Raw genomic sequence first — 24,787 nt, forward strand, 5'->3', positions numbered from 1 at the left:
CCGCGTGATTCGAATGGAGAAGCAGATGAAAGCATTGGCAAAACTCGAACGCGGACCGGGCCTCACGCTGACCGACGTGAAGAAGCCCGAAGTCGGTCATAACGACGTGATGATCCGCATCAAGCGCACCGCGATTTGCGGCACCGACATTCATATCTGGAAGTGGGACGACTGGGCGCAGAAGACGATTCCGGTGCCGATGCACGTCGGCCATGAATACGTCGGCGAAATCGTCGAGATGGGGCAGGAAGTGCGCGGCTTTGCGATCGGCGATCGGGTGTCGGGCGAAGGACACATCACCTGCGGCTTCTGCCGCAACTGTCGCGCGGGCCGCCGGCATCTGTGCCGCAACACGATCGGCGTCGGCGTGAATCGCGAGGGCGCGTTCGCCGAATACCTGGTGATTCCGGCCTTCAACGCGTTCAAGATCCCGCCTGAAATCTCCGACGATCTCGCCGCGATCTTCGATCCGTTCGGCAACGCGACGCATACGGCGCTGTCGTTCAACCTCGTCGGCGAAGACGTGCTGATTACCGGCGCTGGGCCGATCGGCATCATGGCGGTCGCGATCGCCAGGCACGTCGGCGCGCGCAACGTCGTGATCACCGACGTCAACGACTATCGCCTCGAACTCGCGCGCAAGATGGGCGCGACGCGCGCGGTGAACGTGTCGCGCGAATCGTTGCGCGACGTGATGCACGATCTGCACATGACCGAGGGCTTCGACGTCGGACTCGAAATGTCGGGCGTGCCGAGTGCTTTTACGGGCATGCTCGAAGCGATGAACCACGGCGGCAAGATCGCGCTGCTCGGCATTCCACCCGCGCAAACCGCGATCGACTGGACCCAGGTGATCTTCAAAGGCCTTGAAATCAAGGGCATTTATGGGCGCGAGATGTTCGAGACCTGGTACAAGATGGTGGCGATGCTGCAAAGCGGCCTCGATCTGTCGCCGATCCTCACCCACCATTTCAAGGTCGACGACTATCAGGAAGCCTTCGCGACGATGCTCTCCGGCGAAAGCGGCAAGGTGATTCTCGACTGGACCTCAGCCTGAGTCGGTGCTTCGCCGTCAGAACGCTGACGCCCGCAGCGCGCTTACGCGCCTGCGGGCGTTTTCACGAACTCGGCCTGGATGCGCACGTGAATATCGTCGCCGACGGCCGGATACCAGGTAGACAGACCGAACTTCGCGCGGCTGAAATGACCGTCCGCGGAAAAGCCGAGCGTGTCTTTCTTCGTTAGCGGATCGGGCGCGAAGCCGTTGAACGTGACGTCGAGCGTGACCGGCTGCGTGACGCCGCGGATCGTCAGATCGCCGCTCAGCGTGCCGTGCGCTTCGCCGGTGCGCTCGAAACGCGTGCTCGCGAAGCGGATCTGCGGATAGCGCGCGACGTCGAGCATGCTGTCGCTTTTCACCATCTTGTCGAGCAGCGGCACGTTCGTGTCGATGCTCGCGGCGTCGATCGCGACCGACGCCGTGCTGCGGTCGAGGCCGCCGTCGTTCCAGTCGAGCTCCCCCTGCTTGCGATCGAAACGCATCGTAAAGCGCGTGTATTTGAGGTGATCGATATCGAACGTGATGCTCGTATGGTCCTGATCGATGTCGTAGCGTCCGGGCGGCACGCGCGCCTCGTTCTGACTGACCGAATGCGTGAGCACCTGGATCGGCGCGCAGGCCACCGCGCCCAGCAGCGTTGCGCCGAGCAGCGCGCGCACCCACGCGGTGCGAACGGAGGATGGTTTCATCGAAGCGATTCCGGTTGAGCGGTGATCAAGCGATCTCCATCACGATAGCAGCAAGCGCACCCACAGCGCTCAAGCTCGAAGAAAAACTTGACGATGGAGAATGATCGTTCTACCTTTTCGTCCATGACACACGAAACGATTCCGACCGATCCAAACGACGCGGCCCAGTCCGGCACGGCGCGCGAGCGGCTGCTCGATGCCGCCGAGGCGCTCATCTACGCCGGCGGCATCCATGCAACCGGCGTCGATGCGATCGTGCGGCAGTCCGGCACCGCGCGCAAAAGCTTTTACACGCATTTCGAGTCGAAAGATGCGCTAATCGCGGCCGCGCTCGAACGGCGCGACGAGCGCTGGATGAACTGGTTTATCGCCGGCACGCAACGGCGCGGCAAGGGCGCGCGCAGACGCCTGCTCGGCATGTTCGACGTGCTGCGCGAGTGGTTCGCATCGGCGGATTTTCATGGCTGCGCGTTTCTGAACGCGGCCGGCGAAATCGAATCCGCCGACGATCCGATCCGCGTCGTCGCGCGCAAACACAAGGCACGGCTGCTCGGTTTCGTGCGTGCCGAATGCGTCGCGTTCGTCGTGGAAGCCGAAATCGATGCGCGTCGCGCGGCGCCGCTCGCGCGGCAATGGCTCGTGCTGCTCGACGGCGCGATCGCGGTGGCGCTCGTGAGCGGCGAAGCCGATGCGGCGCTCGACGCGCGGGCGGTTGGCAAGACCTTGCTCGATGCGGCAGTGAAACCCGCCGCAACCAAACGGCCGCCATCGCGGCGCACCACCACCTGACTGAGGAACCATCATGGCCGATACGATCGAAGCCCGCCCGCCGCTGCCGCCATTCACTCGCGATACCGCGATCCAGAAAGTGCGCGCCGCGGAAGATGCCTGGAACACCCGCGAACCCGAGCGCGTATCGCTCGCGTACACGACGGATAGCGTGTGGCGCAACCGCGCCGAATTCGTGCATGGCCGCGCGGAGATCGTCGGCTTTCTGCGCCGCAAGTGGGCGAAGGAGCTCGACTATCGGCTGATCAAGGAACTGTGGGCGTTCACCGACAACCGCATCGCGGTGCGCTTCGCGTACGAATGGCACGATGATTCGAACAACTGGTTCCGCTCGTATGGCAACGAGAACTGGGAGTTCAACGAGCATGGTCTGATGGCGCATCGTCACGCAAGCATCAATGACCTGCCGATCCGCGAAGCCGACCGCTTGTATCGCTGGCCGCTCGGCCGGCGGCCCGACGATCACCCCAGCCTGTCCGATCTCGGTCTGTAGACGTTCCCACCACATTCATCGCCGGCGGCGCACCTGATGCGCGCCGCGAACTTCTTCACCGCTTGTTCATCACGGCGCCATCGGTTCTCCGTTATGGTGGCGGTTCCGGCTGCGGGGGCACGTCGCGTGCCCGGCCGGCCGAGCGAGTCCTCGACATCGACCGCACGGCTTCAGATACAGTGCGCGACGGGCGGCACGCGGATCGCCAGAACACCATGACACCGGCGCTCGACCGGTGACGGAGAAGAAATGCACTTCAGGCAGATGAACAAGAATATCCGGCGCGCCGCGGTGGCGCTTTTCGCCAGCTTCGCGGGGCTCTCCGCGGCGCACGCGGGCAACTGGTGTGACGGCGGTGTATGGGTCGACGCGATGCTCGGCTCGTATCACATCAACCCCGATCCCGATACGCACTTCGAGCAGTTCAATCCCGGGCTTGGCGTCGAATGCTGGCTGAACAACCAGTGGGCGCTGACGGCCGGCGGCTTTCGTAACTCGCTGCGTCGGCCGTCCTACTACGGCGGCGGCGTGTGGGCGCCGGAGTTCGCGCATTGGGGAATCGTGCGGATCGCGGCGATCGGCGGGATCATCTCCGGCTATAACTATGGCAACTGGGGGCTTGGCAGCAATCACACGATCGGCCCGGTGGTCGCGCCGATCGTGATGCTCGAATACAAGCGCGTCGGCGCGAACTTCATCGTCATTCCGCCGATCCCATCGGACAATCTGCCCTTTACGATTGGTTTTCAGCTGAAGGTAAAGTTCTGACGGAGCCGTAAGCAACGTGGGCGATCGCCCCCTGGTGAGGTTTTTCGGGAGCCAAAGGCTTCCGTTCTACCCGGATTGAGCAATTGCCGCGAGCGCGAGGTCTCGAATGCGGGGTCGACCTCCTGGAACTCCTCACCATGGCGCACAAAGCGTCGTTCTCTCGACTCCTGGAAATCCTCACCATCCTGGAAGACCTCACCTCAACAGGCTCGCTTTAACTTTTAGCCCTGCATTCCAGCGTGTTTTTCGCGCACTGGACGCCGACGCGCTCCGCGCTCGCTGGTCCGAAACGCAATCGTTCACCGCAACGCTGAAGCCAGCGAAGCACGCGCTGCGCACTTCGATGCACCTCATCCCCATCGCCGTTCCGACGCACACCGCGTGAGCCGTCGCGCATCCCGCCCACCGCTCCCGTAAACCCTCACCGTAGCGCCACCTCCTGGAACTCCTCACCATTCGCGCGTCGCTCGATCCGGGCCTCGCCCATGCACGCCATTCATATCGACCATTTTTGGCCCGAATTTGACCGCGTTTATCGCCGCTCATATCGTGCAGCCATGTCGTCCGGATGTGATTCGCCCCGCTGCGTAGAGCCATCGTCATGCGGGAACCTCAATCTTCGTTCTCCCTGAGCCATGAACTCTGACGCCGTGAATTCCGATCTGAGCGCTCCGCTCGCATCACGCCGATCCGCCGCCGCGACGAGCGGCGTACGACGCGCGGTCACGACCGCCGTGCTGGGTCAAATCCTCGAATGGTATGACTTCTTCCTGTATGGAACGGCCGCCGCGCTGGTATTCGGCAAGCTGTTCTTCCCCGTCGGCAGCGATCCGCTCACCGGCACCATCGCCGCGTTCGGCGGCTTCACGGTCGGCTTCATCGCGCGGCCGATCGGCGGTGTGCTGTGCGGACATCTCGGTGACCGCTACGGGCGCAAGCTCGTGACGATGCTGACGCTGTTCGCGATGGGCACGGCGACTATGTTGATGGGCGTGCTGCCCACCTACCAGCGGATCGGCCTCGCCGCGCCGGCGCTGCTCGTGTGTCTGCGCATCGTGCAGGGGCTCGCCGCGGGCGGCGAATGGAGCGGCAGCATCCTGCTGATCCATGAGAACGCGCCGCAATCGAAGCGCGGCGCGCTCGCCGCATGGAGTCCGTGCGGCGCGGCGCTCGGCTTCGTGCTGTCGACCGGTGCGTTCCTGCTGGTGCAGAACCTGTCGTCTGCCGATTTCCTGAGCTGGGGCTGGCGCATTCCGTTCCTCTGCAGCGCCGCACTCGTCGCACTGGGCTTGTGGATGCGCCGCTCGGTCGGCGAAAGCGCCGCGTTCGCTCGAGCGAAGGCAACGCGTCGCGACACCCGCATGCCGGTGATCGAAGTGTTGCGGCAATGTCCTCGCGAAGTGCTGACGATCTTCGGTTTGCGCTTCGGCGAAGGCGGTGCGTCGTACATCTTCTTCGCGTTCTCGATCGCGTATGGCCAGTTCCTCGGCATCAAATCGAGCTGGATGCTCGGCGGCCTGACTCTTTCGATGCTGCTGATGATTCCGTTCTCGCTGTTCTTCGGCTACCTGACCGACAAGGTCGGACGCAAGCCCGTGTATCTCGCCGGCGCGATTGCGTTGGTGCTCGTCGCATGGCCGTACTTTGCGCTGCTCGGCTCCGGCGAATACTGGAAAGTGATCACGGCCCTCGTGCTGGCGAACAGCCTCACGCTCGGCATCCTCGAAGGCGCGCAGCCCGCGTTCATCAGCGAACTGTTGCCGGTACATCTGCGCTTCTCGGGGCTTGGCATCGGGCGCGAAATCTCCTCGGTGCTCGGCGGCGGCCTGTCGCCGATGATCGCCACGGCGCTGCTCGCGCACTATCGCAGCGCGACGCCGGTCGCTCTGTATCTCGGCGTGCTCGGCCTGATCACCGTGATCGCGACGCTGCTCGCCCGGGAGACCTATCCGAAAGCGATGCGCATCGAAGCGCATCAGGAAACCGAATGACATCGTTCACATCACTGACTCAAGAGGTAACGCGCATGCACGCCGTTCATACCGCCAGCGCCCGCGCTTGCACCGCCGACGCACCCATCATCGACACGCAGGAGGACTACCCCGAATACACGGGCCCGCTGTCGCTCGATGACCTGATCACCGAAGTCGAGCGTCGCCGCGACGAGTTCGATGCGGTTTCACACGTCCCGCGCGACATGATCGTGAAGATGAAGCGCGCGGGCATCTTCCGCGCGAGCACGCCGAAACGCTTTGGCGGCGACGCGCTGCCGCCGCCACAGTTTCTCGCGATGCTCGAACGCATCGCGATCGCCGATGGTTCGACCGCATGGGTCGCGGCCTTTGGCTCCGCGAACACGTATCTTGCGTCGCTGCCGGTCGAGACTCAGGCCCGCATCTACGCGTCCGGTCCGGACCAGGTTTTCGCGGGCGGCCTGTATCCCCTGCAACCGGCCGAGCGTGCGCCCGGCGGCTACGTCGTGTCGGGTCAATGGCGTTTCGCGAGCGGCTGCAAGGGCGCGGACTGGCTCGGCGTCGGCATCGGTGGCGCGCCGGGCAAGGTCGGCGACGCGAACGCGGGCAAGCCGTTCACGGCCGTGTTTCCGGCGAGCGAAGTCGAGATCGTCGACAACTGGAACGTGGTCGGCATGCAAGGCACCGGGAGCCACGATCTGCGCCTGAAAAACAGGTTCGTCGACGAGCAATGGACCTTCGTGCGCGGCGGTGCGCCGCTGATCGACGAGCCGCTCTACCGCTACCCCGCCGTCGCATATCAGGCACAGGTGCATGCGGCGGTGAACCTCGGGCTCGCGCGCGCGGCGCTCGACCTGCTGGCCGGTATGTCCGGCGTAACCAGAACGACGACCGGCGCGCCGCGTCTTGCCGACCGCGCGTACTATCGCTCGGGTCTCGCGCAGGCGGAAGCGAATCTGCGCAGCGCGCGCGCGTTCTTCTTCGAGTCGGCGCAAACTTCGTGGCGCACGGTCATGGCGGGCGACCCCGTGTCGCCCAGCGAGGCCAATCTGCTGCGGCTCTCCGCGACGCATGCCGCGCATACGTGCGCCGAGGTGGTCATGCAGGCGTACAAGATGGCTGGAATCGGCGCGATCTATCGCGAGAGCCGCATGCAGCGGATGGTGCGCGATTCGATCGTCGTCACGCAGCACGCGTTTCTCGGCGAAGGCACCTACGACGCGTCGGGCGCGCTGTTCGTCGGCATACCGCCGGTCACGCCCTATCCCTGAGCGACATAGGAGCGACTGTCATGACGCACGACGAAACGCGCACGCACTTCCGCAACGCGATGGCTTGCCTCGGCGCGGCCGTCAACATCATCACGACCGATGGTCCGCGCGGGCGCTGCGGCATCACCGCGAGCGCGGTCTGTTCGGTGACCGATACGCCACCGACCATGCTGGTGTGCATCAATCAATCGAGCTATGTGCATGACGTGATGCACGAAAACGCGAACCTGTGCATCAACATCCTTGGCGCGCACTGCCAGGAGCTGGCGCGCGTGTTCGCGGGCATGACGGGTTGCTCGATGGACGCGCGTTTCGATCAATGCGCGTGGCAGCCGGGAGCGCTCGGCGCTCCGGTGCTTGGCGACGCGCTCGCGAGCCTCGAAGGACAGATCGTCGACAGCAAGACGGTGGGCTCGCACTCGGTGATGTTCGTGCGGATCGAGCGGATCGCCACGCGCGATGACGGCGATGGCCTCGTCTACTTCGGCAGGCAGTTCCACCGGCTTGCGCGTGCCGGTGTCGCGGCTTGCGAGGCGGCATGACGATGCAGGTCTGTCTCTTTCTGATCGGCACGAGCGACGCGCGGCAATCGCTCACGGACCCGCGCGCGCTGCTGCGGGCCGCCACGCAAGTCGCGGGGCTGCGCAAGCTGATCGTGCACGAGCCGATCGCGGGACAGGTCGATGCGCGTATCGCGCCGGCGGCCGATGCGCCGTCATGCGTGCTGCAGTGGTACTTCGACGAACTCGAGCCGCTCGAAGCCGCGCTCGAACCTGACGGCGCGATCGCGCACGCGTTGCATTCGGCCATGCGCGCCGAATTCAGCCCGCAAAGCTTCTCGCAGCAGGTGATGGCCGTGCGCATCTTCGCGCCACCGCAGGCTGCGTCGGTCGAAGACTACGCGCAACGCTGCACCTATCTCGTCGCATACGAAGGCGTCGCGCAAGACTTCAACGCGTGGCTTACGCACTATCTGGCGCATCATCCGCCGTTGATGCTGCAATTGCCGGCGCTGCGCGAAATGGAGATCTACACGCGCATCGACAGCCGCAGCGGTTTGCCGTTTGCGCGCGCGAGCGCGATGCAACGCAACAAGGTCGTGTTCGACGATGCGAGCGCGCTCACCGATGCGCTCGCGTCGCCGGTGCGCGATGCGATGCGCCGCGACTTCCACGCGCTGCCGCCGTACAGCGGGGCGACGCCGCATTTTGCAATGCGCAGCATCTACGGTAACCTCGCCGCATATTGACCGGCGCGTCGCGCGGCCTGCGACATGCCTTAGTTTGCGAGAGCTGCGCATGAACAAGCTGAATCCCGGCATCGCCGATCTGAATCTTCTGCGCGTGTTCCTCGCGATCTGGGACCTGCGCAGTCTGACGGCGGCCGGCGATCGGCTCGGTCTCACGCAACCGGCGGTCAGTCATGCGCTGCGCCGTCTGCGCACTCTGTTCGAAGACCCGCTGTTTTCGCGCACGCCCAATGGCATGGTCCCCACCGATGCCGCGTACCGCCTCTATCCGCCGCTCGCGCAAGCGTTCGCGATCATCAACGAAGCCGTGCAGCAGCTGGCGAAGTTCGAGCCGTCGACCGCGCGACGGGTGTTTCGCGTGTCGATGTCGGACATGTCGGAGTTCTACTTCTTGCCCCCGCTCGCCGCGCTGCTCGATCGCGAAGCGCGCGGCATCCGCATCGAGGTTGCCAATGTGGCGGTCGAGTCGGTCAGCGCGGCGATGCGCGCCGGCGAAGTCGATCTCGCGCTCGGCTATGTGCCGGGTCTCGACGCGGGCTGCGTGAGCCGGACGCTGTTCGTCGACGAGCACGTGTGCGTGGTGCGCGCCGGTCATCCGCTGCGCAAGACGAGGCCGAGCCGCGAAGATCTGACCGCGCTACGCTACGTGTACGCGAGCACCAATGCGACCGGGCATCGGATGGTCGAGCAATGGCTCGACGAGCTGAACCTGAAGCGCGAGGTCGTGCTGCGGCTGCCGCATTTCGTCGTTGCGCCCGAGATCGTGATGAATACCGATCTTGCCGTGATCTTTCCGAAAAGCATCGCGAAGCGCTTCAACCGCGGCAAGGCGTTCCGGATTCTGCCGCTGCCGTTTCCGCTGCCGCCGATCGAAATTCAGGTGCACTCCCACTCGCAGTTCGCGGCGGACCCCGGCATCGCGTGGCTGCGCGAGACTATCCATACGATGTTTCATCAGCCGGCACGCTGAGCGCCCGTGAGCGTGCCCGCGGGTGCCCGGGCACGCCGGGCATATTAGCTGCACTGATACCCGCCCTGCTTTTCGGCTAATTTGACGCCACTATCTGTCGCCTCGACACTGCGTATCGTGCGAAGCCTTTTCTGAAAGGCCGCCATCCCCCCACTTCAGATGCGAGCAGACATGTCCTCCGTTCAATCCCCGATCGCGGCCGGGCGCGCCACAGCAGAGTCGGATCGCGCACTCAGGAAAATCATCATTGCGTCGGTGGCCGGCAACGCGATGGAGTGGTACGACTTTTTCGTGTACGGCACCGCGGCTGCGCTCGTGCTCGGGCAACTGTTCTTTCCCGCGCACGCGGACCCGTTGATCGGCACGATCGGGGCGTTTGCCGCGTTTGCGATCGGCTTCGTCGCGCGTCCGCTGGGCGGCATCGTGTTCGGGCATATCGGCGACCGCTATGGACGCCGCGCGTCGCTCGTCTGGACGCTGCTGATCATGGGCTTTGCGACCTTCGGCATCGGGCTGTTGCCGACCTATGAGCACGTCGGTCTGGCCGCCCCCGCGGCGCTCGCGGGCTTGCGCTTGCTGCAAGGCATCGCATCAGGTGGCGAATGGGGCGGCGGCGTGCTGATGATCAGCGAGAACGCTCCGCCCGAAAAACGCGGCTATTTCGCGGCGTGGAGTCAGCTCGGCGTGGGCGGCGGCTTCGTGCTGTCGGCGGGCGCGTTCCTCGCGGTGCAAGCGCTGCCGCACGATCAGTTCATGTCATGGGGATGGCGTCTGCCGTTTCTCGCGAGCATCGTGATTTTCGCGCTCGGCGTGTACATCCGTCACAACCTGCCGGAGAGCCGCGACTTCGAGAACGCGGAGAAAGCCGGCAAGACCGCGCATATGCCGGTGCTCGAAGCGATCAAGCGTCACCCGAAAGAGATCCTGATGGCGATGGGTCTGCGGGTCGCGGAAAACGGCGGCGCCTATATCTTTCTCGCGTTCTCGCTCGTGTACGGCAAGTTCGTCGGCATTTCGAATTCGGTGATGCTGACCGGCGTGATGCTCGCGATGGTCGTCGAAATGGGCGCGATGCTCGCGTGGGGCAAGCTGTCGGACCGCATCGGGCGCAAGCCGGTGTATATGATCGGCGCGGTGTCGCTCGTGGTGATGGCGTTTCCGTTCTTCTGGCTGCTCAACACGCAGTCCACGCCGCTGATCTGGCTCGCGCTTTTGCTCGGCACGGCCGTCTGCCACGGCGCGATGATCGGCACGCTGCCCGCGCTCGTCGGAGAACTGTTCAGCACCGAAGTCCGCTATTCCGGCGTGGCGCTCGGTCACGAAGTCGCGTCGATCTTCGCGGGCGGCCTGTCGCCGCTGATCGCGACCGCGCTGCTCGCGCACTACCAGGCCTACTGGCCGGTTGCCGTGTTCCTGATCTTCCTCGGTCTCGTTACCGTCGTCACGCTGAAGTTCACGCACGAAACGCGTCAGCCGTAATGCTTCGCCTGCCTGGCGTGCAAGCCTTCGCGCGGTGACGTGTATCGCGCGAAGGCTTCGCTTTGGCCCGCGCAGTATGAGGTAAAGGAGTGCGGTAACATGGCACTCCCCCAAGACCCGGTCCTCATGTCAGCGCATGAAAGTCGACACCACCACCGTTCGTCTCGTCGTCGCGATGGTCGAAGAGGGCAGCATCTCGCGGGCGGCCAACCGGCTGGGGCTCGCGGTGGCGGCGGCGTCGCGGCGCGTGTCGGATCTCGAGGAGCAACTCGGCACGAAGCTCTTCAGGCGCGTACCGCACGGCGTGGAAATGACCGAGTCGGGTGGCAAGCTGCTCGGCTATCTGCAGCAGGTCGACACGCTGGTGGACCGGCTCGCGAGCGAGGCGCAGGCACTCGTGAGCGGGTTCGACGGACGCATCGTGATCGGCGCGCCGAAAGCCGTGATCATCGAGTTTCTCGCCGCGGATATCGCCGCGATCCGGAATGCCTATCCGGGCATCTCGCTGAAGATCGTCGAAGAGAACAGCCGCATCGTGCAGCAGATGTTGCGCGACAAGATGATCGACATCGGCATCTACGAAAAGAAGAGCGGCTTTCTCGATCTGCCGCAAATGCGCTATCGCGAGGACCGGCTGGTGCTCGTTTATAGCCGTGCACATTTCCATCTTGATCCGCAGCCGATCACGCTCGACGCCTTGCTCGAGCTTCCGCTCGTCAGCCTCGGCAAGGGCTCGGCAATCCTCGCCGCCGTGCAGCGCGCGTTTCACAGCCGCGGCCGCCGCTTCGATTGCGACTATCTGGTCAATGGTTTCGACACGATGCTCGCCGTCGTGCGCCACGGGCTCGGCGTGGGTCTGATGCCGCCCGACGTGCTGCGCAGCTTCCATCCCGAGGACGGCCTCGGCGTCGTCGAGCTCGCGGGTGACTGGCATCAACGTAGCTACGTACTGTCTTGTGTGGAAGGACATGCGCAGGCGCAGACGCTGCGCAACGTCGAAGCCGCGCTCACGGCCGGACGGCGCGTGGCCGGCCGCTGAAGCGCGGGCGCAGCAGTTCCTGCGCTCGACACCCTCGACTGCAAAGCACCCCCCCCTTCGTCTTTTGCGAAACCAGGTATGACTGTCGGATTCTTGCGGCGGCACCTCGCGTGCGCGACAGTTGACGCACGCCAACACGGTGCTGCAACGGCCGGCCGCGCGACGCGCTTCGCGCGACAGCGGCCCGGCAGGAAAAACAGGAGACGACATGACGCAAAGCCACGCACAAACACCATCCAGCGACGACGCGGATACGGACAACCGGCCGTTGCCGCTGCAGGGCATCCGTGTGCTCGACGTCAGCCAGGTGATGGCCGGCCCGTTCGCCTGCATGATGCTCGCCGATCTCGGCGCGGACGTCATCAAGGTCGAACCCCTCGAAGGCGACCAGACGCGCGGCGCCATGGGCTTCAAGATGAAAGGCCCGGACAGCATGGGCTTTCTGAACATGAACCGCAACAAGCGCTCGGTCGCGCTGGACCTGAAGACCGACGAAGGGCGCGAGTTTTTCTACAAGCTGGCCAGGACCGCCGACGTAATCGTCGAGAACTATCGGCCCGGCGTGGTTCAGCGGCTGCGGATCGATTACGAGACGATCCGTGAAATCAACCCGAAGATCGTCTACGCGAGCATCTCGGGCTTCGGTCAGAGCGGCCCGTGGTCGCAGCGCCCCGGCTTCGACCTGATGGCGCAGGCCATGTCCGGCGTCATGAGCGTGACGGGCTACAAAGGCGGCAAGCCCGTGAAGGCCGGCGTGCCGGTGGCCGACATCGGCTGTGCGCTGTTCGCCGTGTACGGCGTGCTTTCCGCTTATATCGGCGCGCAGAAGACCGGGCAGGGGCAACACGTCGACGCGTCTCTGTTCGATTCGGCGATGGCCTTCTCGATCTGGGATATGTCGGATTACTGGGGAACGGGTGTCGAGCCGACGCCGCTTGGCACCAGCAACAAGATGAGCGCGCCGTATCAGGCCGTGAAGGCGCGCGACGGTTACTTCGTGATGGGCGCAACCAACCAGAAGCTGTGGTCGCGTCTTTGCGAACTGCTGGAGCGGACCGATCTGCTGACGAATCCCGAGTTCGAGACCGTTTCCCTGCGCCTGAAGAACCGCGAAGCGCTGATCGAATCGCTCGAGAAGTCGTTCGGCCAGCGCGACTGCGAGGCATGGATCGAGACGATGCTGGCCGCGGGCATTCCCGCCGGACCGATCCTGTCGTATCCGCAAGCCTTCAGCAGCGAACATGCGCAGTATCGCCGCATGTGCATGGAGATCGACCATCCGGTTGAAGGCAAGGTCAAGAACATCGGCTTTCCGGTCAAGATGCTCGGTACGCCGCAGCGCGTAAGACGCCATCCGCCGCGGCTGGGCGAGCACAACGACGAGCTTTACGCAGAGATCAACGGGGCCGCGAAATGAGCGAAGCGACGGTTGAGAAAGTCAGGCTCGAACGTCTGACGGAGTCGGTCGCGCAGATCGTGATCGACCGCCCCGAGCGGCACAACGCGATGTCGATTCCGATGTACGAGACCTTGCTGGCATTGATCGACCAATGCCGCGCGGACGAAACCGTAGGTTGCATCGTGCTACGCGGCGCGGGCGGCAAGTCCTTTATCTCGGGCACCGACATCGACTACTTCCGCGACTTTACGGCAGGCTCGCAGGGCGTCGAATACGAAGCGCTCGTCGAACAGGTGATCGACGCGGTCGAACGCATTGCGGTGCCCACCGTCGCCGCGATCGACGGTTGGGCCGTGGGTGGCGGACTCGCCATCGCTACCGCGTGTGACTTCCGCATCTGTGCGCAGGGCTCGCGCTTCGGCGCGCCGATCGCAAAGACGTTATCGAACACGCTGTCGTCACGCAATCTCGCGAGGCTCGTGGCGGCATTCGGCGTGCCGCGCGTGAAGAAGATGCTGCTGCTCTCCGATTTCCTCAGCGCCGCCGAAGCGCACGCGTGCGGCTATGTGTATGACGTCACGGCGAAGGAACAGGTCGGCCACGCGGCGTGCGCGCTCGCCGAGCGGCTCGTTGCGCTATCGCCCGTGACGCAGCATGCGGTCAAGGAGAGCTTGCGGCGCATCGTGATCGATCAAAGCCTCGCAGACGAGGATCTCGTCGAGCAGGTGTACGGCAGCCAGCGGTTCCGCGACGCCGTCGCGGCCTTCGGCTCGGGAACGCCGAAGGGCTGAGCGTCCTGCGCTGCACGCGCAATGGCAGGGCTTCACCGCAAAAAATAAATGACATCTGGAGGACGACACATGAAACGCCTGTCGCTGAAGGCCACCACCACCGTGCTGGTGATGTTGTGCCTGATGTATTTCATCACCTATGTGGATCGCGTCAACATCAGTACGGCAGCGGGGCAGTTCAAGAGCGAGTTCGGCCTCAGCAATACGCAGCTCGGCATCATTTTTTCACTGTCGATCGGCGTAATGCTCTTCGGCATCGTGCTGAGCTTCTTCATGAAGCCGAACATACCGTTTTCGAATGACGCGACGCAGCCGCGCAGCGAATCGCAACGCAAGGAGGACGCGCTGTCGGGCGCTTGACACTTCAGCATAAAATAAATCGCATTGATGCAAGCACGGGTTTTTAATCTATTTTGCTTATTCGATGCGGGGCGCTAATCTCGGCATATCGTCCCCCCAGGAATACATCGGAAGGCAATCATGCAAGCGCAAACCCTGAAGGTTCGGGTCGATGCCTTGTGCGAAGAAGCGCACGGCGTCCGCTCGTTCAGCATTTCGCGGCTCGACGGGCTGCCGTTCGAGCGCTACGAACCCGGCGCACATATCGACGTCACGAGTCCTTCGGGCGTCACGCGGCAATACTCGTTGTGCGGCGACCCGGAGTGTATCGAGTCGCAGATTTTCGCGGTGAAGAAGGAGGAGCAATCGCGCGGCGGCTCGCGCTCGCTTCATGAAGAGGTGAGCGTCGGCACCGAACTGTCGGTCGGCGCGCCGCGCAACCTTTTTCGTCTCGAAGAAAGTGCGGACGAGCACATCCTGATCGGCGCGGGCATCGGCATTACGCCGTTGCTGTCGATGGCTTATCGGCTCGCCGCGCGGCACGCGCGCTTCACGCTGCACTATTTCGCCCGCAGCGAGGCGCACGCGGCCTTCATGACGCTGCTCACGCGCGAGCCGTTCGCACGGCACGTGAAGCTGCATTTCGGCGTGCAGCCCGAGGAGCTGAAACCCGCGCTCGATGCGTGCCTGCTCGATGCAGGCGCGAACGCGCATGTCTACACGTGCGGTCCCTCGCCGTTCATGGATTTTGTCGTAGCGAGCGCTCAGCAACGCTTGCCCCCGGAAGCGATTCATCTCGAACGCTTCAAGGCGGAACCGGCTCCCGTGGCCGAAGCATCGCTCGACAGCTTCGACGTGCAATTGGCGAGCAGCGGTCAGACGGTGCGAGTCGATGCGAACACGTCGATCGTCGATGCGCTCGCGTCGATCGGCATCGAGGTGGACACATCGTGCGGCGAAGGCGTGTGCGGCACCTGCATGGTGGATGTGGTCAGCGGCGAGCCCGAGCATCGCGATCACTGCCTGAGCAAGGCCGAGCGCGCGAGCAATAGCGTGATCTGCTGCTGTGTGTCGCGCTCGCGCACTCCCGTGCTCGTGCTCGACCTCTGATTTGCCTCCGCGCAATCACATCTTCTCGAAGCCCGCGAGGATCTCGGTGATGAGGCCGCGCATCCACGCGATGCCTTCGTCTTCGTGGAAGTGCTCGTGCCAGTGCATCGTCACGGCGGCCTTCGGCAGCGGCACGGGCAGTGCATAGATCCGGAACGCGTCGCCGCGGTTGAGGATATGCGCGAGCCGTTCGGGCAGCGTCGCGAACAGATCCGTCGCGGCCAGCACGCCAGGCACCGCGACGAAGTGCGGCAACGCGAACGCGATATTGCGGCCGACGCGTTGCGCGCGCAGCGCGTCGTCGAGCGCATGGTGACTGTGTTCGAGCGAGCGCACCTGGATGTGCGACGCGGCCAGAAACCGGTCGAGCTTCAGCGTGTCACCGCTCGGCAGGTCGCGGCGCTTGCGCGTCATGCACACATACGATTCCTCGAACAGAAGGCTATGCCGCGTGCGCGGCAGCAGCGACGGCAGATTGCCGATCGCGAAGTCCAACCGGCTCGAGCGCAGCGCCTCTTCGATCTCCTCCACAGGCAATGGCTCGACGACCAGCTTCACGCGCGGCGCGGACTTCTGCAGCGCCGCGCACAGCGCGGGCAGATAGGCCATTTCGCCCGCATCCGATAGCGACAGACGAAACGTGCGCGTGCTCGTCGCCGGATCGAAACGTTCCGCGTAACGCAGCGCCTGACGCACGGTGTCGAGCGCGTGGCCGACGATTTCCGCGAGTTCGAGCGCGACGGGGGTCGGCTGCATACCCGCGCGCGTGCGGATAAAGAGCGGATCGTCGAACATGGTGCGCAGACGGCCGAGCGAGTAGCTGACCGCGGGCTGCGACAGCGCGAGGCGTTCGCCCGCTTTCGTCAGGCTGCGCTCCTCGACGATCGCCTGAAACACTCTCAGCAGATTGAGATCGACGTGGTCGATGGAGGTCATGGGGTCTCTTGTGATATCAGCCGAACTTATCCGGCAACCTGTTTTTAATCGATTTGACGCATGATCGTCGCAAAGCGAGACTGATGTCAACGAGAGGATGCGCTGATGTGTTGCACGCGACTCGTCGCGTCGATGTGCGTCTTCATTCCAACCACGCAACTGTTCCCCGCATACGATGAGTACGCCGACCTATCAAACCATCGACACCAGCGCTTTAGCCAGGCGCGCCGAGGCCGATCGCATCGCGCCTTCCCTGTACTACGATCCCGAGCTGTTCGAAGTCGAACTGAAGCGCATTTTCTACAAGACGTGGATCTGGGTCGCGCATGACAGCGAGCTGCCGAAGCCCGGCGATTTCATCACGACGACGATCGGCCGGCAGCCGGTGATCGTCGTGCGCGACAAGAGCGGCGCGGTCAACGTACTGCAAAACCGCTGCCGGCATCGCGGCGCGACCGTGTGCGAAGAGCACAAGGGCAATGCGAAGGGCTTCACGTGCCCGTATCACAGCTGGTCTTATGCGCTCGACGGCACGCTGCGCGCTCTGCCGTACGGCGACGGTTACGAAGGCGTATGCGAAAAGGGCGATCTGCCGCTCAAGAAGCTGCGCGTGGGCGTCTATCAGGGCCTCATTTTCGCGAGCTTCAACGAAACGATCGAACCGCTCGAAGACTTCCTCGGCGGCGCGAAGCCGTGGATCGACCTGTTCATGAAGCAGGGCGCGGGCTATCCGATCAAGGCCAACGGCGAGCACAAGTTCAAGTTCAAGGGCAACTGGAAGATCCAGCTCGAAAACACGACGGATCTGTACCACTTCCCGGTCGTGCACAAGTCGTGGATGAAGTCCATCGACGACGAAACCGCCGCCGCGATCACCAGCTTCATGACGAGCGGCCAGGCGTTCTGCCGCTCGCTCGGCAACGGTCACAGCCTCGCGGTGCTGATGCCCGAGATCGTCGATCTGGACCGCGACGATGGCGCGCCGCTGCCCGAGCGCTTCAGCGAACTCGCCGCGCAACTCGCGCAAAAGCACCCGCCGGAAGAAGTTCGCCGCATCGTGCGCTCGCTGATGGGCGTCGGCTTCAACCTGAACCTGTTCCCGAATCTCGCGCTGTCGATGGCGTTCTTCCGTGTGCTGCGGCCGATTTCCGCCGAGGAAACGGAGATTCGCCACGTCGCGCTCGCAATGGACGGCGGTCCTGAAGAAGCGAACCGCGTGCGCCTGCGCATTCACGAGCACTTCCAGGGCCCCTTCGGCTTCGGCAGTCCCGACGACGCCGAAGCGTGGGAGCGCGTGCAGCGCGGCTCGCGTGCGGGACCGGACGTACCGATCCTCGTCAATCGCGGTCTGAATCGCGAAACGACCGCCGCGAACGGCGAGAAAACCGCCCACGCAACCGATGAAACCGGCATGCGCGAAGCCTACAAGCAATGGCGCGCAATGATGGAGCAGGCATGATGGACGACAGAAACGCACTCTTTTCCCACCAGACCTTTGCGCGCGCGATCGAGTTCATCTGGCGCGAAGCCGAATTGCTCGATCGACGCGACTATCGCGAGTGGCTCGAGTTGTGGGACCCGGCGGGCCACTACGTGGTGCCGATCGATCCGAACACGACCGATTACGCGGCAACGCTGAACTACGCGTACGACGATCAGCACATGCGCGAGCTGCGCGTGCAGCGCATGACGTCGGGCTATTCGGCATCCGCGTCGGATGCCGCGCGCACGGTGCGCACGGTGTCGCGCTTCACGCTCGCGAGCGATAGCGCGGACGTGGTCGAAGTGAAGTCGTCGCAGATCATCATCGCGTACAAGCGGGGCACGTCGACGATCTTCGCGGCCGATCTGACGCACAAGATCAGCATGGCGAGCGGCGAGCCGCGTCTCGTCGAGAAAGTGATCCGCCTGATCGATTCCACCGATGCGCTGAGCGCGATCGGCTTCCTGCTCTGACCGGTCATCATGCCGACACTCGAAGGCTATCAACCGAACCAAGGAACGTTCCCATGAGCGACAACCGAGACCTGCCTTTGCGTGTGCTGTTCTGCTGCGGCGTCTCGCAGAACTTCTTCGACTTGCCGCGCGAGCAGATCGGCGAAGTGTGGCAAGCGTACGGCAAGATGCTGAACGCGATCGAAACGATGGAAAACGTGCGCGTGCTGGGCGTGATGGACGACGATCGGCTCGTGGTCGGCAACGCCGATGGCGCGCCGTGGACGTTCTACATCATGGCCGACGTCGCCGACTTCGATACCGCGGTGGCCGTGTGCAATCTGTATCGGACGACGCCGGTCGGCGACTACAACCTGTGGCGCTACGGCAAGATCGAGGCGCGCGTGGGCCGTGCGCTGACGGTGCCGCCAGCGGTCGCCAACCATGCGTGACGCGATGACCGATCCGGCTATCGACGCGCTGCTCGCGCGCGTCAAAGCGCTAGAAGCACAGAACGCGGTGCGTAAGACGATCGCGCGCTACATGGCGCTGTGCGATGTGCCCACGCGCGCGCTCGAAGGCGAGGCGCTCGCCGCGCTGTTCGCCGAAGACGCGATCTGGGAAGGCATCGGCCCGCAGTACGCGAACAAGTTCGGGCGTCTCGAAGGGCCGGCGCAGATCGTCGTGATGCTGCAGCGTTATCTGCCGCCCACGCCGCACTTCGCGACCAATGTCCACTTTCTGACTGCGGAGCATATCGAGGTGAACGGCGACACGGCGAAGGGTCGCTGGATCATGTTGCAGGCTTCGGGTTATGTCGATGCGAAAGCGGAACTGATCGCGGCGCGCCTCGAAGTCGACTTCGTGCCCGCCACTCACGATGCGGGCGCGACATGGCTGATTCGCCATTTCCGTACCGAGCGTCTTTTCGATGCACCGTGGCAAGTCAACCCGGCCCAGGGAGTTTCGGCATGAGCGCATTTCTGCAGACATTCGATCTGAGCGCGACGGACAGCGCCGACGCGCCGACGATCGCGATCAAGGACAGCATCGACGTCGCCGGCTACGCGACGACAGCGGCAAGCCGCGCGCTTGCCGACGCACCGCTTGCATCGGAGCACGCCGAAGTCGTGCGGCGTTTGCTCGACGCCGGCTGGCGCGTCACTGGCAAGACCAACATGCACGAACTCGCGTTCGGCATGACCGGCATCAACGACTTTTCCGGCACGCCGGTCAATCCGCAGGACGCGGCACGCATTCCGGGCGGATCGTCGAGCGGGTCCGCGTCGGCGGTCGGGCAGAAGTTCGTGGACGCCGCGCTCGGTACCGACACCGGTGGCTCGGTCCGCGGCCCGGCCGCATGCTGCGGCGTTATCGGCCTGAAGCCGACGTTCGGCCGCGTGTCGCGGCACGGCGTGGCGCCGCGCGTCACGACACTCGACTGCGTTGGACCGTTTACGCGCGAGACGGACACGCTGATTCGCGTGATGATGGCGATCGATCCTTCGTTTCGCGCTGACGATGCGCGTCGAGACGTTTCGCAGTTGCGCGTTGGCATGGTCGCAGTCGACGCGGATGACGACATCGCCAAAGCAATCGCCAACGCGGTCGGAAAGTCCGAACTCGCCACGCAAGCGATCGAACTCGCATCCCTGAAGGACGCATTCACGGCCGGCCTCGCGGTGATCAACGCGGAGACATCGCGCGCATTCGGCCATCTGGTGGCAAGCGGCAAGCTCGGCGCCGATATCGAAGCGCGCCTGCGCGCGGCCGCGGCCACGAGCGCCGCCGATCTCGACGCGGCGGAACGCGTGCGCCGCACCTTCACCGACGAAGTGGACCGCGCGCTCGACCGGGTCGACGTACTCGTGCTGCCGACGCTGCCCTCCTTGCCGATCACGCTCGAAGCGGCACGCGCCGGCACGTCGGTGATCGGCATGTCGTCGTTGATCCGGCCGTTCAACCTGAGCGGGCATCCGGCGCTGAGCCTGCCCGTTCCGATCGAACGCTCGACGCTGAAGGCGGGCCTGCAAATCATCGGTCGCAAGAACGACGACGAAACGGTGTGCGCGGTCGCCGCGCACCTCGAAGCGCGCCTCGGGCAATCGGCCTGAACGCAATCAAGGAGTCAGCAAGATGTCGAACAGAATCGCGCTCGTGACGGGCGCCGCGCGCGGACTTGGCGCCGTTGTCGCGCGTCGTTTTCACGAAGCAGGCTACAGGGTCGCGCTGGCCGATATCGAGATCGAACCCGCGCAAGCGCTCGCGCATGACCTGAGCAGCGACGGCTCGAGCGCCTGCGCAATCCGGCTCGACGTCACGCGCAAGGCGGACTTCGAAGCGGCGCGCGACGCGTTGCTCGAACGTTGGGGCGGCGTGGACGCGCTCGTCAACAATGCGGGCGCCTCGAAGGTCGTGCCCGTGATGGACATTACCGCCGAGCAGTTCGATCAGGTGATCAACGTGAATCTGCGCAGCGTGCTGTTCGGCTGCCAGGTATTCGGGCAGTACTTCGCGCAGCGCGGCGTGGGCCGCATCGTCAATATCGCGTCGCTGGCGGGGCAGAACGGCGGCTCGGCAACGGGCGCGCACTATGCGGCCGCGAAGGGCGGCGTACTGACGCTGACCAAGGTCTTCGCGCGCGATCTCGCCGCGCGCGGTGTGACAGTCAACGCGATCTCGCCGGGGCCGCTCGATTTGCCGATCGTTCACGAGAGCGTGGCGGCGGACAAGCTGGCAAAAGTGATCGAAGCGATACCGGTCGGCAAGCTCGGGGCCGCGTCGTATGTTGCCGATGTCGCGATGATGCTCGCTTCCGGTGACGCTTATTTCGCCAATGGCGCGTGCTGGGACGTCAATGGAGGCCTGTACATGCGCTGATGCGTCTGGAAGGGCCGAGGCGGCCGGGTCATTCCGGCCGCTCGTCCGGCGGGCTCCATACTTCGGGCACGCCGCGCACGAGGGTCGGAATCGACGAAGCGCCGAGCTTTTCCTTGATGCTCGCGCGATGCACGTCCACGGTTTTCACACTGATCGACAGATCCGCCGCGATGACCTTGCTCGGCTTCCCCTCGATCAAACCGTGCAGCACGTCCTTCTCGCACGACGTGAGCGAGTTGATCCGCTCACGCAGTTCGAGTTGGCGCATGTGTTTCGCGTGACGCTGGGACGCGAGTTTCATTGCGCGTTGAATGCGCTCGAGCATCTGCTGCGAGTTGTACGGCTTCTCGACGAAGTCGGCTCGCACTCGGTCATGTTCGTGGAGACCACGCAGATTCGCGTGCGCGCCGACGGCGACAGCCTGATTTACTTCGACCGGAATTTTCACCGGGTGCCGCGCGCGTGGAAGGGGCAATGAGTCATTTGAAGCGCTGCCGGCCAGATCGGGCTCCGGCAGCGCTTACGTTGTCGCTCCGGACGTGGCTCCCGTAAAACCTCACCATTGTCCGGACCTCCTGGAACTCCTCACCATTCGCACTACTTCAGCAACGCCATCTGCACGACCTTGACGATCACGAGCGCGATCGCGAGCAGCAGATAGCCGCGCAGCACGCCCATCCATACGCGTTTGGCGAGCGTCAGACGCGGCGGCGGCAGTTCGTCGAGCGGCGGCATGCGCCACGTGTTGCGCGCGTCCTTCGCATAGACCGGAGCCGGCTCGGCCGCGGACTCGCCGCGCAGCTTGCGCATCCCGAAGCTCGCCACATACCCGACGACCGCGAGCAACGTGCCGCCCGCCAGGACTTCGATGATCGTTTCCGCCGCGATGTCCGGATAGATCACCGACGCGGTCAGGATGATCGACAGCATCACGAGCACCCAGATCACCGCGCCGGTAAACAGATTGAGCTTCTTCGAATTGGCCCACGGACCGAGCACCGCGCGATCGTTGCATAGCAGCAGCAGGAACACGGTCGCGCTCGGCAGCAGTACGCCGGCAAGCGTCTGCACCGCTTCGGTCAACAGACCGAGCGGGCTGCCTGGAATCAGCACCAATGCCGCGGCGGCCGCGACGATCGCGAAGTACACGACGTAGAAGCCCTTCGCATCCGACACGCTACGGTGCAGCGAATGGCGGATCTTGAACACGTCGCCGATCGCATAGGCGGTCGATAGCGACACAGCCGCCGCGCCGATCACGCAAGCGTCGAACAGCGCGATCGCGAACAGCACGGCCGAGGTACGTCCCGCGTATCTCTCGAGACCGGCGATCACACCGCCCGCGTCCGTGAAGTTGCCGAACCCGGGCCGTCCGTCGAACAGCGCCGCGCTGAACGAGATCATCGCGACCGCGCCGATCAGTACGAACACGATGCCGATCCACAGGTCGGCTTTTTCGTAGTTCATGAAGCGCGGCGTGATGCGCTTGTCGACCACATAGCTCTGCTGGAAGAACAACTGCCACGGAGCAACCGTCGTGCCGACGATGCCGATTACGAGCAGCATCACGTCGGACAGCTTCGAGTGCGCGGGCCAGTTCGGAATGAAGAAGTCGCGCGCGATCTGGCCGACCGGCGGGTGAATCGACACGAGCACCGGCACGAGCAGCAGGCTCAACACGCACAGCGCGACCGCGAAACGCTCGAAGCGGCGGAAGTCGCCGGTGCTGACGGCGGCCATCGTCAGCGCCGCGGCGATACACACGCCCGCGATCTTCGAGACGCCGAAGAAGTCGAGCACGAACGTGATGCCGATGAATTCCGTCACGATGGTTAGCGCGTTCAGCAGGAACAGATCGACGACGCTGAACGCGCCCCAGAACTTGCCGAAGCGCTCGAAAATAAGCCGCGCGTGGCCCACGCCCGTGACCGCACCGAGCCGCAACACCATCTCCTGATTGACGAACAGCACCGGCACCAGCAACAGCATGGTCCACAGCAACGTAGTGCCGTAGTTCTGGCCGGCCTGCGTGTAGATGCCGAATGCGCCCGCGTCGTTGTCGCCGACCATCACGATCAGACCGGGGCCGAGGATCGCGAGCAGCGTGCGCAGGCGCGCCCACCAGCTCGTGCGTGGCGCGATGTCATGGTGAGCGATCGTGCCGAGCGCGCCCTTGATATCGCCGACGTGTGCCGAATCGAGCACGGCGCTGCGCGCGGAGGAAATGTTCGTCGGAGTAGACATGTCGTTCTCTCCTGGTTGTATTTGTCGAAGGTCGGATCGCGAAACGCTATGCCACGCGCGACATCACGCGACGGCAGAAGGCGATGAACGGATGCGGTGCGTGCAGCACGAGCATGCCGTCGTAATGGGCGCGCGATTCCTGCACACGCGGGAACTGCGAAAGAAGGAGGCCGAATTGCATGAGGGATCTCCGGGCGCCGGTTTCGACGCGCTGGTGGAAAGCCAGCAGACACGGAGGCCGCGTATGTCCGGGCGCGGCGGTGGAGGTCTACTCGCTTTCCTCAGTTGATAGAACGGGGAAGCGGCATAAGGGATAACTGTCACTGTCGGGCATGGCGGCTCCTTGTCGGTGTGTAGCGGGGACTGCGTTCGAGCGTCTGAAGCGTTCGCTACGCACGCTCGCTACACACGTTCGCTACGCACGTGTTTATCCACGCGTTCGGCGCGCATTGCGTTGAACTGTTTGCGTTGACTGACAACGCGCGCGCAAACGCGACCGCAAGCGCAAGGCTCGCGATGCGACGCCGTATCGGCGCGGGAACGCGCGTGAACGCGGCGTTCCTGTCATGCGGATACGACGTTACTTTAGGTGCACGGGAAGAAACTGCGGCGCGCACCGTCTGCCAACTGGCAAGACGGCGGCTGATGAAGAGAGCGCGGACGTCCTGCCGGTCAGGCAGCGAATCTGTTCGAAAGTCGGCTACTGCAGGTGTCCAAGGCACGAGCCCCATCGGTGATGATTTTTGAATTCTAGGGTTCGCCTTCCGCCGAGGTCAACCTGTTTCTTAAGCAGAGCAAAAAAAATGTGCGGCGCGCGACGGTGGGCACTTTGAATGACATGCGGGTCGAGGCCGATATAGGGGGGAGGTCGAACAGGCGGCACCGATCCGTCCGGCCGATGCCACCACGCCGTGCTCACTGATTGGCGCGCCGTCGCTCGGTCAGCCGGTTATGCACGCTTCTGACGCCGCGAACCGATCGCGCGGCGTTGCCGGCTCGCGCGATTTGCGATTGCCGCGGCACGGTGCCGGTCAGCGTAACGATGCCGTGACGCGCTTCGACACGGATGTTCGCCGAATTGAGGTTCGTGGTGCGCGTGAAAGCGCGGCGGACGTCGCGGACGATTGCGCTGTCGGACCGGTTGTTGTTCCGGTTCGAAGCCGCTGGGACCGACTGGCTTTGCATCGACGCATCGTTCGGCATCTCGCGCGTCTGTGCGTTTGCACAGGTCGCGCAAGTCGCGATGGCCACCGCGAACAGTGCACCGAGGATTCTGCTCGCGCCGTTTGTTTTCATTCTTCCTCCTTTGCCGGTTTGTCAGGAACTGCCGTTCGAGCCGCGTGCTGCCAGCGGGGAAGAGGCGGCGCAACGCA

Annotated in this window: 25 protein-coding genes and 3 pseudogenes; 22 read left to right on the forward strand and 6 right to left on the reverse strand. The window is 64.2% G+C overall.

Annotation, left to right across the window (positions count from 1 at the left end):
• Nucleotides 1-25: 25 nt before the first annotated feature.
• Nucleotides 26-1,057 carry an L-threonine 3-dehydrogenase gene (tdh, locus tag OKW38_RS31480; protein ID WP_429333135.1) on the forward strand — a complete coding sequence of 344 codons (1,032 nt, stop codon included), beginning with the start codon at nt 26-28 and terminating at the stop codon, nt 1,055-1,057.
• A 41-nt stretch (nt 1,058-1,098) separates the two neighbouring features.
• Here tdh and OKW38_RS31485 read toward each other — a convergent pair whose 3' ends face one another.
• Nucleotides 1,099-1,749 (reverse strand): YceI family protein, encoded by a 651-nt coding sequence (locus OKW38_RS31485; protein WP_429364786.1) that lies wholly within the window; start codon nt 1,747-1,749, stop codon nt 1,099-1,101.
• 123 nt (nt 1,750-1,872) lie between these two features.
• Here OKW38_RS31485 and OKW38_RS31490 point away from each other — a divergent pair, with 123 nt between their 5' ends.
• The 14 genes and pseudogenes from OKW38_RS31490 to OKW38_RS31555 all read left to right on the forward strand — a co-directional run bounded on the left by OKW38_RS31490 (nt 1,873) and on the right by OKW38_RS31555 (nt 15,419).
• On the forward strand, nt 1,873-2,538 hold the full coding sequence (locus tag OKW38_RS31490; RefSeq protein ID WP_429364788.1) for a TetR/AcrR family transcriptional regulator: 666 nt from the start codon (nt 1,873-1,875) through the stop codon (nt 2,536-2,538).
• A gap of 13 nt (nt 2,539-2,551) precedes the next feature.
• Nucleotides 2,552-3,031, forward strand: coding sequence for a DUF1348 family protein (locus OKW38_RS31495; protein WP_187612478.1), 480 nt, complete (start codon nt 2,552-2,554; stop codon nt 3,029-3,031).
• Nucleotides 3,032-3,280: 249 nt separating this feature from the next.
• Nucleotides 3,281-3,799 (forward strand): hypothetical protein, encoded by a 519-nt coding sequence (locus OKW38_RS31500; protein WP_429364790.1) that lies wholly within the window; start codon nt 3,281-3,283, stop codon nt 3,797-3,799.
• Nucleotides 3,800-4,434: 635 nt separating this feature from the next.
• Entirely contained in the window at nt 4,435-5,790 is a 1,356-nt protein-coding gene (locus OKW38_RS31505) for an MFS transporter (protein WP_429364791.1), read from the forward strand.
• 35 nt (nt 5,791-5,825) lie between these two features.
• A complete protein-coding gene (locus tag OKW38_RS31510) occupies nt 5,826-7,043 on the forward strand; it encodes an acyl-CoA dehydrogenase family protein (protein WP_090810333.1) in 1,218 nt (405 codons plus the stop codon).
• 20 nt (nt 7,044-7,063) lie between these two features.
• Complete coding sequence (gene hpaC / locus OKW38_RS31515) at nt 7,064-7,585, forward strand: 4-hydroxyphenylacetate 3-monooxygenase, reductase component (protein ID WP_090808158.1); 522 nt, start codon at nt 7,064-7,066, stop codon at nt 7,583-7,585.
• Between the two features lie 2 nt (nt 7,586-7,587).
• Nucleotides 7,588-8,292, forward strand: coding sequence for an EthD family reductase (locus OKW38_RS31520; RefSeq protein WP_429365554.1), 705 nt, complete (start codon nt 7,588-7,590; stop codon nt 8,290-8,292).
• A 49-nt stretch (nt 8,293-8,341) separates the two neighbouring features.
• Nucleotides 8,342-9,262, forward strand: a complete 921-nt coding sequence (locus OKW38_RS31525) for a LysR substrate-binding domain-containing protein (RefSeq protein ID WP_429364793.1) — start codon at nt 8,342-8,344, stop codon at nt 9,260-9,262.
• A gap of 171 nt (nt 9,263-9,433) precedes the next feature.
• A complete protein-coding gene (locus OKW38_RS31530; protein WP_184057662.1) occupies nt 9,434-10,741 on the forward strand; it encodes an MFS transporter in 1,308 nt (435 codons plus the stop codon).
• 136 nt (nt 10,742-10,877) lie between these two features.
• Nucleotides 10,878-11,780, forward strand: coding sequence for a LysR family transcriptional regulator (locus OKW38_RS31535; RefSeq protein WP_090808166.1), 903 nt, complete (start codon nt 10,878-10,880; stop codon nt 11,778-11,780).
• A 208-nt stretch (nt 11,781-11,988) separates the two neighbouring features.
• Complete coding sequence (locus tag OKW38_RS31540; protein WP_429333127.1) at nt 11,989-13,197, forward strand: CaiB/BaiF CoA transferase family protein; 1,209 nt, start codon at nt 11,989-11,991, stop codon at nt 13,195-13,197.
• Nucleotides 13,194-13,970, forward strand: a complete 777-nt coding sequence (locus tag OKW38_RS31545) for an enoyl-CoA hydratase (RefSeq protein ID WP_429364795.1) — start codon at nt 13,194-13,196, stop codon at nt 13,968-13,970. Before OKW38_RS31540 ends, OKW38_RS31545 begins: the two co-directional genes overlap by 4 nt.
• 69 nt (nt 13,971-14,039) lie before the next feature.
• A pseudogene (locus tag OKW38_RS31550) lies at nt 14,040-14,198 on the forward strand (MFS transporter); the annotation flags it as partial.
• A gap of 252 nt (nt 14,199-14,450) precedes the next feature.
• A complete protein-coding gene (locus OKW38_RS31555) occupies nt 14,451-15,419 on the forward strand; it encodes a PDR/VanB family oxidoreductase (protein WP_429364797.1) in 969 nt (322 codons plus the stop codon).
• Nucleotides 15,420-15,434: 15 nt separating this feature from the next.
• Here the strand turns inward: OKW38_RS31555 and OKW38_RS31560 are convergent, their stop codons facing one another.
• A complete protein-coding gene (locus OKW38_RS31560) occupies nt 15,435-16,355 on the reverse strand; it encodes a LysR family transcriptional regulator (RefSeq protein WP_184057656.1) in 921 nt (306 codons plus the stop codon).
• A 175-nt stretch (nt 16,356-16,530) separates the two neighbouring features.
• Between OKW38_RS31560 and OKW38_RS31565 the strand changes: the two genes are divergently transcribed.
• From OKW38_RS31565 to OKW38_RS31590, 6 genes are read left to right on the forward strand one after another with little or no spacing between them, the layout of a single operon-like run.
• Nucleotides 16,531-17,814, forward strand: coding sequence for an aromatic ring-hydroxylating oxygenase subunit alpha (locus OKW38_RS31565; protein ID WP_429364799.1), 1,284 nt, complete (start codon nt 16,531-16,533; stop codon nt 17,812-17,814).
• Nucleotides 17,811-18,311: an aromatic-ring-hydroxylating dioxygenase subunit beta gene (locus tag OKW38_RS31570; RefSeq protein WP_026226450.1), complete on the forward strand. Its 501-nt coding sequence runs from the start codon at nt 17,811-17,813 to the stop codon at nt 18,309-18,311. The genes OKW38_RS31565 and OKW38_RS31570 overlap by 4 nt, the downstream gene beginning before the upstream one ends.
• Nucleotides 18,312-18,364: 53 nt before the next feature.
• Nucleotides 18,365-18,742: a hypothetical protein gene (locus OKW38_RS31575; protein WP_184057654.1), complete on the forward strand. Its 378-nt coding sequence runs from the start codon at nt 18,365-18,367 to the stop codon at nt 18,740-18,742.
• A 4-nt stretch (nt 18,743-18,746) separates the two neighbouring features.
• Nucleotides 18,747-19,265: a nuclear transport factor 2 family protein gene (locus tag OKW38_RS31580; protein ID WP_429364801.1), complete on the forward strand. Its 519-nt coding sequence runs from the start codon at nt 18,747-18,749 to the stop codon at nt 19,263-19,265.
• Nucleotides 19,262-20,404: an amidase gene (locus OKW38_RS31585; protein WP_429364803.1), complete on the forward strand. Its 1,143-nt coding sequence runs from the start codon at nt 19,262-19,264 to the stop codon at nt 20,402-20,404. Before OKW38_RS31580 ends, OKW38_RS31585 begins: the two co-directional genes overlap by 4 nt.
• Before the next feature lie 22 nt (nt 20,405-20,426).
• Nucleotides 20,427-21,170: an SDR family NAD(P)-dependent oxidoreductase gene (locus OKW38_RS31590; RefSeq protein ID WP_429364805.1), complete on the forward strand. Its 744-nt coding sequence runs from the start codon at nt 20,427-20,429 to the stop codon at nt 21,168-21,170.
• Between the two features lie 28 nt (nt 21,171-21,198).
• Here OKW38_RS31590 and OKW38_RS31595 read toward each other — a convergent pair.
• Nucleotides 21,199-21,528: pseudogene (locus tag OKW38_RS31595) on the reverse strand (response regulator transcription factor); the annotation flags it as partial.
• Between OKW38_RS31595 and OKW38_RS31600 the strand changes: the two are divergent.
• Nucleotides 21,520-21,648, forward strand: a pseudogene (locus OKW38_RS31600) (4-hydroxyphenylacetate 3-monooxygenase reductase subunit); the annotation flags it as partial. The pseudogenes OKW38_RS31595 and OKW38_RS31600 overlap by 9 nt on opposite strands.
• A 119-nt stretch (nt 21,649-21,767) precedes the next feature.
• Here the strand turns inward: OKW38_RS31600 and OKW38_RS31605 are convergent.
• From OKW38_RS31605 to OKW38_RS31615, 3 genes are all read right to left on the reverse strand, one after another.
• Complete coding sequence (locus tag OKW38_RS31605) at nt 21,768-23,414, reverse strand: NRAMP family divalent metal transporter (RefSeq protein ID WP_018424052.1); 1,647 nt, start codon at nt 23,412-23,414, stop codon at nt 21,768-21,770.
• A 46-nt stretch (nt 23,415-23,460) separates the two neighbouring features.
• Nucleotides 23,461-23,595: a hypothetical protein gene (locus OKW38_RS31610; RefSeq protein ID WP_018424053.1), complete on the reverse strand. Its 135-nt coding sequence runs from the start codon at nt 23,593-23,595 to the stop codon at nt 23,461-23,463.
• 734 nt (nt 23,596-24,329) lie between these two features.
• A complete protein-coding gene (locus OKW38_RS31615) occupies nt 24,330-24,710 on the reverse strand; it encodes a BON domain-containing protein (protein WP_429333120.1) in 381 nt (126 codons plus the stop codon).
• Nucleotides 24,711-24,787 lie beyond the last annotated feature (77 nt).

Source organism: Paraburkholderia sp. MM5496-R1 (assembly GCF_050436205.1).
Classification (GTDB): Bacteria; Pseudomonadota; Gammaproteobacteria; order Burkholderiales; family Burkholderiaceae; genus Paraburkholderia; species Paraburkholderia tuberum.